Origin of the sequence: Klebsiella sp. JB_Kp031 (genome assembly GCF_040064295.1) — a bacterium.
Classification (GTDB): Bacteria; Pseudomonadota; Gammaproteobacteria; order Enterobacterales; family Enterobacteriaceae; genus Klebsiella; species Klebsiella quasipneumoniae.
In genome coordinates this window covers 87,028-99,588 of record NZ_JBEAJW010000024.1, presented here as the reverse complement: position 1 = coordinate 99,588, position 12,561 = coordinate 87,028, and the positions used below count along the sequence as shown (strand labels likewise).

Annotated in this window: 13 protein-coding genes; 4 read left to right on the top strand and 9 right to left on the bottom strand. The window is 59.0% G+C overall.

Going from position 1 to position 12,561, the window contains the following annotated elements; translation table 11 throughout:
• Positions 1-254 precede the first annotated feature (254 nt).
• Complete coding sequence (gene mgtA, locus ABLV64_RS09760) at positions 255-2,963, top strand: magnesium-translocating P-type ATPase (RefSeq protein WP_004206521.1); 2,709 nt, start codon at positions 255-257, stop codon at positions 2,961-2,963.
• 73 nt (positions 2,964-3,036) lie between these two features.
• On the opposite strand, the gene ridA is transcribed toward mgtA, so the two are convergent.
• The 5 genes from ridA to ABLV64_RS09735 all read right to left on the bottom strand — a co-directional run bounded on the left by ridA (position 3,037) and on the right by ABLV64_RS09735 (position 5,128).
• Positions 3,037-3,423, bottom strand: coding sequence for a 2-iminobutanoate/2-iminopropanoate deaminase (gene ridA / locus ABLV64_RS09755; RefSeq protein ID WP_002886926.1), 387 nt, complete (start codon positions 3,421-3,423; stop codon positions 3,037-3,039).
• 152 nt (positions 3,424-3,575) lie between these two features.
• Entirely contained in the window at positions 3,576-4,037 is a 462-nt protein-coding gene (gene pyrI / locus ABLV64_RS09750) for an aspartate carbamoyltransferase regulatory subunit (protein WP_002886927.1), read from the bottom strand.
• 14 nt (positions 4,038-4,051) lie between these two features.
• Entirely contained in the window at positions 4,052-4,987 is a 936-nt protein-coding gene (gene pyrB / locus ABLV64_RS09745) for an aspartate carbamoyltransferase (protein ID WP_004206522.1), read from the bottom strand.
• A gap of 2 nt (positions 4,988-4,989) precedes the next feature.
• A complete protein-coding gene (locus ABLV64_RS09740; protein WP_227650304.1) occupies positions 4,990-5,049 on the bottom strand; it encodes a pyrBI operon leader peptide in 60 nt (19 codons plus the stop codon).
• On the bottom strand, positions 5,024-5,128 hold the full coding sequence (locus ABLV64_RS09735) for a pyrBI operon leader peptide (RefSeq protein WP_002886930.1): 105 nt from the start codon (positions 5,126-5,128) through the stop codon (positions 5,024-5,026). Before ABLV64_RS09735 ends, ABLV64_RS09740 begins: the two co-directional genes overlap by 26 nt.
• A gap of 194 nt (positions 5,129-5,322) precedes the next feature.
• Between ABLV64_RS09735 and ABLV64_RS09730 the strand changes: the two genes are divergently transcribed.
• On the top strand, positions 5,323-5,775 hold the full coding sequence (locus tag ABLV64_RS09730; protein WP_049003738.1) for a YhcH/YjgK/YiaL family protein: 453 nt from the start codon (positions 5,323-5,325) through the stop codon (positions 5,773-5,775).
• 69 nt (positions 5,776-5,844) lie between these two features.
• On the opposite strand, the gene argF is transcribed toward ABLV64_RS09730, so the two are convergent.
• Complete coding sequence (gene argF / locus ABLV64_RS09725; RefSeq protein ID WP_004178387.1) at positions 5,845-6,849, bottom strand: ornithine carbamoyltransferase; 1,005 nt, start codon at positions 6,847-6,849, stop codon at positions 5,845-5,847.
• Between the two features lie 163 nt (positions 6,850-7,012).
• Here argF and rraB point away from each other — a divergent pair, with 163 nt between their 5' ends.
• Positions 7,013-7,435: a ribonuclease E inhibitor RraB gene (gene rraB, locus ABLV64_RS09720; protein WP_004206524.1), complete on the top strand. Its 423-nt coding sequence runs from the start codon at positions 7,013-7,015 to the stop codon at positions 7,433-7,435.
• Positions 7,436-7,493: 58 nt separating this feature from the next.
• Complete coding sequence (miaE, locus tag ABLV64_RS09715) at positions 7,494-8,258, top strand: tRNA isopentenyl-2-thiomethyl-A-37 hydroxylase MiaE (protein ID WP_004206526.1); 765 nt, start codon at positions 7,494-7,496, stop codon at positions 8,256-8,258.
• Between the two features lie 282 nt (positions 8,259-8,540).
• Here miaE and ABLV64_RS09710 read toward each other — a convergent pair whose 3' ends face one another.
• From ABLV64_RS09710 to holC, 3 genes are all read right to left on the bottom strand, one after another.
• The gene (locus ABLV64_RS09710; protein ID WP_017900565.1) at positions 8,541-9,044 is read right to left on the bottom strand and encodes a GNAT family N-acetyltransferase; all 504 of its coding nucleotides are present in this window, start codon (positions 9,042-9,044) and stop codon (positions 8,541-8,543) included.
• Positions 9,045-9,163: 119 nt separating this feature from the next.
• On the bottom strand, positions 9,164-12,019 hold the full coding sequence (locus ABLV64_RS09705; protein ID WP_053810834.1) for a valine--tRNA ligase: 2,856 nt from the start codon (positions 12,017-12,019) through the stop codon (positions 9,164-9,166).
• A complete protein-coding gene (holC, locus tag ABLV64_RS09700; protein ID WP_004206530.1) occupies positions 12,019-12,462 on the bottom strand; it encodes a DNA polymerase III subunit chi in 444 nt (147 codons plus the stop codon). Before holC ends, ABLV64_RS09705 begins: the two co-directional genes overlap by 1 nt.
• Between the last annotated feature and the right edge of the window lie 99 nt (positions 12,463-12,561).

The following is a 12,561-nucleotide window of genomic DNA, read 5'->3' as shown; positions in this document are numbered from 1 at the left end:
CCTTAACGAGGGCGCTATAATCCGCGCCGTTTATATTCACTTACCGGAGATAGTTATGGACCCCGATCCCACTCCTCATCCTCGATGGAGCAACCTTTCTTTCCGGTAAGCCTGTTTAACACTGCTTTACCGGAAAGCGTAAAGCAGTGACGTCCTTGATGTCCCTGCCATAAAAATAACATGCCTGACAGGTAGGTTTTGCTACGCCCGTCGGCAACGCTGCGTTCGCTTTGGCGAGCGCGGAGGGACTGTTTATGCTGAAAAATTATACCCGGCAGCTGTTCGCACAGCTTAGCCGCCATCTGCCACGCCGTTTAGTCCAGCGCGATCCGCTGCCGGACGCCCGTCATCTGGCGAGCGGCCCCATTCCTGAGTCGCTGGGCAAACAGTGTCTGGACGTGGCGGCGATGGACGACCAGGAGATCTGGCGCGCCTTTGACAGCCACCCAGAAGGGCTCAATGAAGGCGAAGTGGCGGCGAAAATCCTCAAACACGGTGACAACCAGATCCCGGCGCAGAAGCCCTCGCCGTGGTGGGTGCATCTGTGGACTTGCTACCGCAACCCGTTCAATCTGCTGTTGACGGTGCTCGGCATCGTCTCCTATTCCACCGAGGATCTGTTCGCCGCCGGGGTTATCGCCCTGATGGTGGGGATCTCGACGCTGCTCAACTTCATCCAGGAGGCGCGCTCGACCAAAGCGGCGGATGCGCTGAAGGCGATGGTGAGCAATACCGCCACCGTGCTGCGGGTGGTCAACGAGCAGGGGGAGAGCCGCTGGCTGGAACTGCCTATCGACCAGCTGGTGCCGGGCGACATCATCAGGCTGTCGGCGGGAGACATGATCCCGGCCGACCTGCGTATCCTGCAGGCGCGGGATCTGTTCGTCGCCCAGGCCTCGCTGACCGGCGAATCGCTGCCGGTGGAGAAAGTGGCCCGCAGCCGCGATCCGCTGCAGCAGAACCCGCTGGAGTGCGACACCCTGTGCTTTATGGGCACCAACGTGGTGAGCGGCTCGGCGCAGGCCATCGTCTTCGCCACCGGCGGCCACACCTGGTTTGGTCAACTGGCCGGCCGCGTCAGCGAGCAGGAGAGCGAACCGAACGCCTTCCAGAAAGGCATCAGTCGGGTGAGCATGTTGCTGATCCGCTTTATGCTGGTGATGGCCCCGGTGGTGCTGCTGATCAATGGCTACACCAAAGGCGACTGGTGGGAGGCGGCGCTGTTCGCGCTGTCGGTGGCGGTCGGCCTGACGCCGGAGATGCTGCCGATGATCGTCACCTCGACGCTGGCGCGCGGGGCGGTGAAGCTGTCAAAACAAAAGGTGATCGTCAAACACCTCGACGCCATTCAGAATTTTGGCGCGATGGACATCCTCTGCACCGATAAAACCGGCACCCTGACCCAGGATAAAATCGTGCTGGAGAACCATACCGACGTCTCCGGCAAGGTCAGCGAGCGGGTACTGCATGCCGCCTGGCTCAACAGCCACTACCAGACCGGCCTGAAAAACCTGCTCGACACCGCGGTGCTGGAGGGCGTTGAGCTGGAGGCCGCCCGCGGGCTGGCGGCGCGCTGGCAGAAGGTAGATGAGATCCCCTTCGACTTCGAACGCCGCCGCATGTCGGTGGTGGTGAAAGAGCAGGACGACGCGCATCAGCTGATCTGCAAAGGGGCGCTGCAGGAGATCCTCAACGTCTCAACCCAGGTGCGCTACAACGGCGATATCGTGCCGCTGGACGACACCATGCTGCGCCGCATTCGCCGGGTGACCGACACCCTCAACCGGCAGGGGCTGCGGGTGGTGGCGGTGGCGACCAAATATCTGCCGGCCCGCGAAGGCGACTACCAGCGCGCCGATGAGTCGGACCTGATCCTGGAAGGCTACATCGCCTTCCTCGATCCGCCGAAAGAGACCACCGCTCCGGCGCTGAAAGCATTAAAAGCCAGCGGCATCACGGTGAAGATCCTCACCGGCGACAGCGAGCTGGTGGCGGCCAAGGTGTGCCATGAAGTGGGGCTGGATGCTGGCGAAGTGGTGATTGGCAGCCAGATTGAAGCGATGAGCGACGACGAGCTGGCGGCGCTGGCGAAACGCACCACGCTCTTCGCCCGCCTGGCGCCGCTGCATAAGGAGCGTATCGTGACGCTGCTGAAACGCGAAGGCCACGTGGTGGGCTTTATGGGCGACGGCATCAACGACGCCCCGGCGCTGCGCGCGGCGGACATCGGCATCTCGGTCGACGGCGCGGTGGATATTGCCCGCGAGGCGGCGGATATCATTCTGCTGGAGAAGAGCCTGATGGTACTGGAGGAGGGGGTGATCGAAGGACGCCGCACCTTCGCCAACATGCTTAAGTACATCAAAATGACCGCCAGCTCCAACTTCGGCAACGTCTTCAGCGTGCTGGTGGCCAGCGCCTTCCTGCCGTTTCTGCCGATGCTGCCGCTGCACCTGTTGATTCAAAACCTGCTCTACGATGTCTCCCAGGTGGCGATCCCGTTCGATAACGTCGATGATGAACAGATCCGCAAACCGCAGCGCTGGAACCCGGCCGATCTCGGGCGCTTTATGGTCTTCTTCGGCCCGATCAGCTCGATTTTCGATATCCTCACCTTCGGCCTGATGTGGTGGGTGTTCCACGCCAATACCGTGGAGATGCAGACCCTGTTCCAGTCCGGCTGGTTTATTGAAGGGCTGCTGTCGCAAACGCTGATCGTGCACATGATCCGCACCCGGCGCATTCCGTTCGTCCAGAGCCGCGCCGCCTGGCCGCTGTTCGCCATGACCCTGGTGGTGATGGCGGTGGGGATCGCGCTGCCGTTCTCGCCGCTGGCGGGCTATCTGCAGCTGCAGGCTCTGCCGCTGAGCTACTTCCCGTGGCTGGTGGCGATCCTGGCGGGCTATATGGTGCTGACCCAAACCGTCAAAGGCTTCTACAGCCGCCGCTACGGCTGGCAATGAGGGGAAGGTTTACGGATGACCCACGTAAAAAAGGCAGCCTGCGGGCTGCCTTTTTTCATGCCGAGGTTAGCGATCAGCGACGCACGGCGATGGCTTCGATCTCGATCTTCACATCTTTCGGCAGACGCGCCACTTCAACGCAGGAGCGCGCCGGGAAGGTGGCGTTGTGCTCGGTGAAGAACGCTTCGTAAGTGGCGTTAACGGTAGCGAAATCGTTGAGGTCTTTGACGAAAACGGTGGTCTTGACGATATCGCCGACGGTGAGGCCAGCGGCTTCAACGATCGCTTTCACGTTGTTCAGCGACTGGCGCGCCTGTGCGGACACGTCTTCCGGAACGCTGCCGGTTTTCGGGTCGACCGGGATTTGGCCAGAGGTGATGATCATGCTGCCGAGGTCAACGCCCTGAACGTATGGGCCAATCGCTGCTGGTGCATTTTCCGTCGCAATAGTTTTGCTCATGTTATCTCCAGATGAACTGAGTAATGTTACGCAAAATCATTCAGGTTGCCGCCAGGCGATAAGCGCTGTATCGCCGGCGCAGACGCCGCCTGAAGGACGAAGCGTAGGGTGGTAGCCATTATAGGGAGGCCTACCACCAATACCAACCGCATTTAGTTGGCCAGCACCACATAATGAGAAAACTCTTTTTCGCAGTATTTACATTTGAGTGCGATGTCATCAGCGCGCTTTTTCACTGCAAAACTGGAAGAAACCGGTTCGGCGTGGCTGATACAGTTGCTGTTCGGGCAGACCAGCACGCTGTCGATACGATCCGGCAGGCTCGGGCGGGATTTGCCCACCACTTCGTAATCATCAATGCGGTTTACCGTCGCCTGCGGGGCGTATAACGACAGCTGGTTAACCTGCTCGTCGGTCAGGAAGGTGTTCTCGATTTTAATCAAGTCTTTGCGGCCCATCTCGCCGGAGGGCAGGTTCAGGCCGATGGTGATGCGCTGGTCGGTTTCGGTCAGTTTGAACAGGGTGAGCAGCTTAAAGCCGACCTGCGCCGGGATGTGGTCGATCACGGTGCCGCGTTTGATCGCTTCTACCTGCAGTTTATTGTCGTGTGTCATCTCTCATTTCCCCCTTACAGAGCCAGCTCGCTATTCAGTACCAGTGCCAGTAACGCCTGGCGGGCGAAGATGCCGTTACCGGCCTGCTGGAAGTACCAGGCGTGCGGCGTTTTATCGACATCGGTGGTGATTTCGTCAATGCGCGGCAGCGGGTGCAGCACCTTCATGTTAGCGCGCGCCCCTTCAAGGTCGGCGGCGCGCAGGACGAACTGCGCTTTGACGTTGGCATATTCCGACGGATCCAGACGTTCTTTCTGCACGCGGGTCATGTACAGAATATCCACTTCCGCCATTACGTCGTCGATGGCGCTATGCAGGCTCCAGGCGATACCTTTTTCATCCAGCATATCGAGGATGTATTGCGGCATGGCCAGCGCGTCCGGGGCGATGAAGTAGAAGCGGTTGCCGCTGAACTTGGCCAGCGCCTGGGTCAGGGAGTGGACGGTACGGCCATACTTCAGATCGCCGACCATCGCCACGTTGAGGTTTTCGAGGCGGCCCTGGGTCTCCTGAATGGTGAACAGGTCGAGCAGGGTTTGGGTCGGGTGCTGGTTAGCGCCGTCGCCGGCGTTCAGTACCGGCACGCCGCCGGAGAATTCGGTCGCCAGACGGGCCGCGCCCTCCTGCGGATGACGCATCACGATGGCATCAACGTAGGTGCTGATGACGGAGATGGTATCCGCCAGCGTTTCCCCTTTTTTGCCCAGCGAAGTGTTGGCGCTGTCGGAAAAGCCGACCACGCTGGCCCCCAGGCGGTGCATCGAGGTTTCAAAAGAGAGGCGGGTGCGGGTCGAGGCTTCAAAGAAACAGCTGGCGATAACCTTATGCTTCAGCAGCTCGGGTTGTGGATTGGCTTTCAGCTTTGCCGCCGTCGCCAGCACCAGTTCGAGGTCTTCGCGGCTGAGATCGTTTATGGAAATGATATGTTTTTGATATAGCGGGTTAGCCATGCTTATCTCCTGACGCCTGGGCAAAAAAAAAGCCCCTTAAATAAGGGGCTTCGGGAATCCAATGAGCAACGGAAAGAAAAACGGCAGGCCAGCGTCTGCATTGAGACGCGCTAAGACAGAATGTCGTACGCAATTGGCCATGCTTCCTCCCGGCAAAACGACTGGCATTATACGCAGACCGTTATGACGATCAAGCGATTCATTCACAATCAGGTAATCGTTTGCCTGCAGAAAAGTGCGCCAGCGCAAAGAACCATGAAACTGTACTGGTATGGCAGCGGCGATGGGGGTATAAAACGCAAAAATGAAATGTTGTTTTATATTCGAGGTGAGCGATGATTATTGGCAATATCCACCATCTGCAGCCGTGGCTGCCGGCCGCGCTGCGCGAGGCTATCGAACACGTTATCGCCCATGTCAGCGAGGCGACGCCGCTGGGTAAACACGATATCGACGGCGACAACCTGTTTTATCTGATTTCCGAAGACACCACCGAGCCGCAGGCCGCACGCCGCGCGGAATATCATGCCCGCTATCTCGATATCCAGATTGTGCTCCGCGGCAGCGAGGGGATGACCTTCAGCACCTTGCCGGCAGGAGAGCCACAGACCAACTGGCTGGCGGAGAAAGACATCGCTTTCCTGGCGGAGGGGACGCAGGAGCAAACGGTGATCCTTAACGAAGGGGACTTTGTGGTGTTTTATCCCGGGGAAGTGCATAAACCGCTGTGCGCCGTGGGCGCGCCGGCGAAGGTGCGCAAAGCGGTGGTGAAGATGCTGATGGCGTAACGCAGCGCCCTGACGGGCGGTATCCCGGATACGCGCCGCGCGATCCGGGATTTGACGGCGAGCGAAGGACTATTTGCTCAGCGTCGCCACCATCACCGCTTTGATGGTGTGCATTCGGTTTTCCGCCTGGTCAAAGACCACGCTTGCCGCTGACTCAAACACCTCGTCAGTCACTTCCATGCCGCCGTGCAGGCCGTAATCGGCCGCCATCTGTTTGCCCAGCGTGGTCTGGTCGTCATGGAACGCCGGCAGGCAGTGGAGGAACTTGACCTGCGGATTGCCGGTCAGCGCCAGCATCGCGCTGTTAACCTGATAGTCGCGCAGCAGGGCGATACGTTCGGCCCATTTTTCCTTCGCCTCGCCCATTGAGACCCAGACGTCGGTATAGATAAAATCGGCGCCTTTCACCCCCGCGGCGATATCTTCCGTCAGGGTGATGTTGCCGCCCTGCTGTTTCGCCAGCGCGGTACAGGTTTCCACCAGCGCGGCCTCCGGCCAGCAGGCCGAGGGCGCCACCAGGCGCAGATCCAGACCGGTCAGCGCCGCGGCTTCCAGCATCGAATTGCCCATGTTGTTGCGCGCGTCGCCGGCGTAGACCAGCGTCATCTGGTTAAAGGCTTTGCCCGGCAGGTGCTCTTTCATGGTCAGCAGGTCCGCCAGCAGCTGGGTAGGGTGGAATTCGTTGGTGAGGCCGTTCCATACCGGCACGCCGGCATATTGCGCCAGGGTCTCCACCACTTCCTGGCCGTGGCCGCGATACTGAATGCCGTCGTACATCCGTCCGAGCACACGGGCGGTGTCCTTGATCGACTCTTTATGGCCAATCTGGCTGCCGCTTGGCCCCAGGTAGGTCACGCGGGCGCCCTGATCGTATGCGGCAACTTCGAAAGAGCATCGTGTACGGGTTGAGTCTTTTTCGAAGATGAGCGCGATGTTTTTCCCTGCCAGTTTCTGGACTTCGATACCGTTTTTCTTATCGGCTTTCAGCTTTGCCGCCAGCTCGAGCAGAGCGGTGATTTCTGCAGGCGTAAAATCGAGTAACTTTAAAAAATGCTTCTGGTAAAACGCAGACATGGTTCCCTCACCTGGCATAGGCCACTAATTGAATTAAAATTCAATTTATATGTATGAATATTCATTTGCAAGTCTGTGATCGAAATCTTTCACTGAGAAGTGGAGGCAATGACGGCGGTATGTGACAATAGGGATAACTGCCGCACATTATGAGGAACGAGCCATGGCAAACCCGGAACACCTGGAAGAACAGCGTGAAGAGACGCGTCTGATTATCGAAGAGCTGCTGGAGGATGGCAGCGATCCGGACGCACTGTACACGATTGAGCATCACCTCTCTGCAGACGATTTCGAAACCCTGGAGAAAGTGGCGGTGGAAGCCTTTAAGCTGGGCTACGAAGTAACCGAGCCCGAAGAGCTGGAAGTGGAAGAGGGTGAAGTGGTCATCTGCTGCGATATTCTGAGCGAATGCGCCCTGAACGCAGAACTGATCGATGCCCAGGTGGAACAGCTGATGACGCTGGCAGAAAAATTTGACGTCGAGTATGACGGTTGGGGCACCTACTATGAGGACCCGAACGGCGAAGAAGACGGCGATGATGACGAAGATTTTGTCGATGAAGACGACGATGGTGTTCGTCACTAAGTCGCAGATGTTGTAGATGGATACGGCGGCGCCAGCCGCCGTATAGCAAGGAACTTCCATGGATTACCCGCAGATACTCTCCCCGATTATCAACTTCCTGCACTGCCCGACGCCGCAGGCGTGGATTGACGAAGCCCGCAAGCCGGAAAACCTGCCGCTGCTGCTGACCGACCATATGGTGTGCGAACTGAAAGCGGCGCAGAACGCCATGCTGCTGGTGCGTCGCTACGTCGCGGATAAAGCCGACGCCGATGAGCTTCTGGACTGCCTGAAGCCGTATGAAGACTTCACCTACCGCCGGGGGCCGGAGCCGGATTTTGTCGCTCTGCATAAGCGGATCAACAAAAGCGCCATGCCGCAGACCGACGACCCATGGGGCCGTCAGCTGCTGGACAGCATGATTTTGCTGATTAAAGAGGAGCTGCATCACTTCTGGCAAGTGCGGGAGATGATGCTGGCGCGCGATATCCCCTATGTCAAAATCACCGCCAGCAACTATGCCCGCGGCATGCGACGGGAGGTACGCTCACATGAGCCGGTGATGCTGATCGATAAGCTCATCTGCGGCGCCTATATCGAGGCCCGCTCCTGCGAGCGCTTTGCGGCGCTGGCGCCGTGGCTGGACGACGATCTGCAGAAGTTCTATCTGTCGCTGCTGCGCTCGGAAGCGCGTCACTATCAGGACTACCTGGATCTGGCGCAGAAGATTGCCGGAGAAGATATCAGCGAGCGGGTACGCCAGCTCGGCGAGGCGGAAGCGGCGCTGATCCTCCGTCCGGAGGCCGAGTTCCGCTTTCACAGCGGCGTGCCGGCGGCGGCGTAGCCCACGCTATTCGGCCCCTGTAGCCCCGGTAGCCACTAACACCGGCAGTTTCATTAGCCATGGGGAGAGAGATAGCGTTGAGAGCTTCAGCTCGCAATAGTACGGGCAGTAGGTTGGGTAAGGCGTTAGCCGCCACCCGACAAAAAAACGGCACCGCGAGCACGGGTAAGGTGCCAGCAGTGCCATCCGGGACATACCCCGGTAGCGCTGCGCTTAGCCGGGCTACCGAACTGTAGCCCCGGTAAGCGTAGCGCTACCGGGGACGCCTGCGATATCGAGGCGCTACAGCGTTTTCAACATCCGCACTTCGCAGTCCACGTGGCCGGTGCAGCCCAGCGGACCGTCAATATGTTCGAAGCCAAGATGCTCATATAAGCCGATCGCCTCCGTCAGGAAGGCGGTGGTTTCCAGATAGCAGCGTTTAAAGCCCTGCTCGCGGGCGTAGTCCAGCGCCAGCAGCGCCAGCTTCTTCGCCAGCCCCTGGCCGCGGGCGCTGGTCATAAAATACATTTTCTGCAGCTCGCAGATATCCGGCTCGCTGCAGGCGAGCGGCGCGACGCCGCCGCCGCCAACCACTTCTCCCTCTTTCTCCACCACCCAGTAGGCGGAGCCCGGCTGGCTGTAGAGCTCATATAGCTCATCGAGATTCGGGTCGGCGACCGTATAGCCTTTATCGGCGGTCAGGCCGTATTCAGCGGAGACCTGACGGATGACCCTGGCGATGGCGGGATTGTCTGCCGCCGTAATGCGACGCAGCAACGTCGCCGCGGGGACGCTCGTATTCATACAATGACTCATTACCCAAAAAAGACGAATGATGATGTTAATAACATCGCGGCAGGGGAGAGCGCAAGCGAGGATGTTTCATAAAAACGCCCCTTGCCGGGTGGCAAGGGGCGGGAGGGTTACAGCGCGGCGATCACCGCCTGCTGTTCAATAAGCTTCGCTTTCGCTTCCGCGTAGCCTTCCAGCTTCTCGCGCTCTTTGGCGATCACCGCTTCCGGCGCTCGGGCGACAAAGCCTTCGTTGGCCAGCTTGCTTTCGATGCGGCCAATTTCACCTTCGATTTTGGCCACTTCTTTCGCCAGACGCGCCAGCTCATCTTCTTTGTTGATGAGGCCCGCCATCGGGATCAGCAGTTCGGCGCCGTCGACGATCTTGGTCACCGAGACCGGACCTTTATCCTCGGCAGGCAGCACGGTAATGCTTTCCAGACGCGCCAGATTCAGCAGGAAGCTGCGGTTGTCGTTCACGCGACGCTCGGCCTCTTTGCTGCAGCCGCGCAGCAGCAGTTCCAGCGGTTTGCCCGGAGCGATGTTCATTTCCGCACGGATGTTACGCACGGCGACGATCGCCTGCTTCAGCCATTCGGTGTCGGCCAGCGCCGCGTCGTCCACCTGAGAGGCATCGTACTGCGGGAACGGCTGCAGCATGATGGTGTCGGCGGTGATCCCGCAGATGACCTTCACGCGCTGCCAGATGGTCTCGGTGATGAACGGAATGATCGGATGCGCCAGGCGCAGCAGACCTTCCAGCACAGTCACCAGCGTATGGCGAGTGCCGCGCAGCTCCGCTTCGCTGCCGCCGTTCATGACCGGCTTGGTCAGTTCCAGGTACCAGTCGCAGAACTGGTTCCAGGTGAACTCATACAGGATGCCGGCGGCGATATCGAAGCGGAAGTTATCCAGCGCTTCGCGATACGCTTTGACGGTGTGGTTGAATTCCGCAAGGATCCAGCGGTCGGCCAGGGAGAGCACCATCTCGCCGCCGTTGAAGCCGCAATCCTGATCTTCGGTGTTCATCAGCACAAAGCGGCTGGCGTTCCACAGCTTGTTACAGAAGTTACGGTAACCTTCCAGACGCTTCATATCCCAGTTGATGTCGCGGCCGGTAGAGGCCAGCGCCGCCAGGGTAAAGCGCAGGGCGTCGGTGCCGTGCGGCTCGATGCCGTTCGGGAACTGTTTCTCGGTGCGCTTACGGATTTTCTCCGCCAGCTGCGGCTGCATCATGTTGCCGGTACGTTTCTCCAGCAGCTCCGGCAGGGTGATGCCGTCAACCATATCCAGCGGGTCGATAACGTTACCCTTGGATTTGGACATCTTCTGGCCTTCGTCATCGCGGATCAGACCGGTCATGTAGACGGTCTTAAACGGAACCTGCGGTTTACCGTTTTCATCTTTGATGAAGTGCATGGTCATCATGATCATGCGGGCGATCCAGAAGAAGATGATGTCGAAGCCGGACACCATCACGCTGGTTGGGTGGAACTGACGCAGGGCGTCGGTGTTTTCCGGCCAGCCGAGGGTGGAGAAGGTCCACAGCGCGGAGGAGAACCAGGTATCGAGAACGTCTTCGTCCTGACGCAGCGCAACGTCGGCGCTCAGGTTGTTTTCCTGACGCACTTCGTCTTCGCTACGGCCCACGTAGACGTTGCCGTCGTTGTCATACCATGCCGGAATGCGGTGACCCCACCACAGCTGACGGGAGATACACCAGTCCTGAATATCGCGCATCCAGGAGAAGTACATGTTTTCGTACTGCTTCGGCACGAACTGGATGTCGCCGTTTTCAACGGCTTCCACCGCCGGCTTGGCCAGCACGTCCGCGCGCACGTACCACTGGTCGGTCAGCATCGGTTCGATAACCACGCCGCCGCGGTCGCCGTAAGGGACGGTCAGGTCGTGCGGTTTGATCTCTTCCAGCAGGCCGAGGGCGTCAACCGCCGCAACGACGGCTTTACGCGCCGCGAAGCGTTCCAGTTTCTGGAACTCCGCCGGGATCTCGCTGGAGTAGACGTCAGATTCATTGCCTTTGGTGTCGTACACTTCCGCGCTTTCGCGGATGTCGCCGTCAAAGGTCAGGATGTTGATCATCGGCAGCTGGTGACGACGACCCACTTCGTAGTCGTTAAAGTCGTGCGCCGGGGTGATTTTCACGCAGCCGGTGCCTTTCTCCATGTCGGCGTGTTCGTCGCCCACGATCGGGATGCGGCGGTTTACCAGCGGCAGCATCACGAATTTGCCAATCAGATCTTTGTAGCGCGGATCTTCCGGGTTAACGGCCACGCCGGTATCGCCCAGCAGGGTTTCCGGACGGGTAGTGGCGACCACCAGGTAGTCTTTACCGTCAGCGGTTTTCGCGCCATCGGCCAGCGGGTAGCGGATGTGCCACATCGAACCTTTCGATTCGCGGTTTTCCACTTCGAGGTCGGAAATGGCGGTGCGCAGTTTCGGGTCCCAGTTAACCAGGCGTTTACCGCGGTAGATCAGATCTTCTTTGTACAGGCGAACAAAGACTTCTTTCACGGCATTGGAAAGCCCCTCGTCCATGGTGAAGCGCTCGCGCTCCCAGTCCACGGAGTTGCCGAGACGGCGCATCTGACGGGTAATGGTGCCGCCGGATTCCGCTTTCCACTGCCAGATTTTGTCGATGAAGGCGTCGCGGCCGTAGTCGTGGCGGGTTTTTCCTTCTTCAGCGGCAATCTTACGCTCAACCACCATCTGGGTAGCGATACCCGCGTGGTCGGTCCCCGCCTGCCACAGGGTGTTTTTGCCCTGCATGCGCTGGTAGCGAATCATGGTATCCATGATGGTTTGCTGGAAGGCATGACCCATATGCAAACTGCCGGTGACGTTCGGCGGCGGGATCATGATGCAGAAGCTCTCCTGGCTTTCATCACCATTCGGTTTGAAATAGCCCTGCTTTTCCCAGTGCTCGTAAAGCGGCTGTTCGATATCTTGTGGGTTGTATGTCTTTTCCATTATTTCCAGGTTGCCGTGTTCAGGTTGAAACCAGCCATGCGGTACGCCTTATAGCGTTCGCGCGCCAGTTGTTTCAGATTTTCTTCGTAAGGGACAAAGTCTATCACTTCTGTGAAAGCGGTGGCAAAATCTGCAAAGTTAAGCCGCAGGCTGATCAGAATATCCCGCGGGCTACTGTTGCGCTTTTGCGGCCAGGCAATCTCCACCGGCGCGCCGCCTCGCGGGCCTTCGCCCGCCAGATTGTGCGGCACAAAGCTCTCCGGCGGCCGCGACCACAGCGCCTCATCGAGACGAATCGCCTGCTGCTCATCTTCACAGGCGATCAGGACGCGCTTGCCGTTGCGCCAACGTTCTGCGGCAATGTCACACACCAGCTGCTCGACGGCGCTCAGGCCGTCGACGGTGTCTTCGTTGTCCAGAAGGTAGAACGTTGCATTCTTCATATATGGGGCTTCTTGTCGTGGATTTAAATGCAAAGCCGGGTGGCGCTACGCTTACCCGGCCTACAAACGGCATCTTTCCGTAGGCCCGGTAAGCGTAGC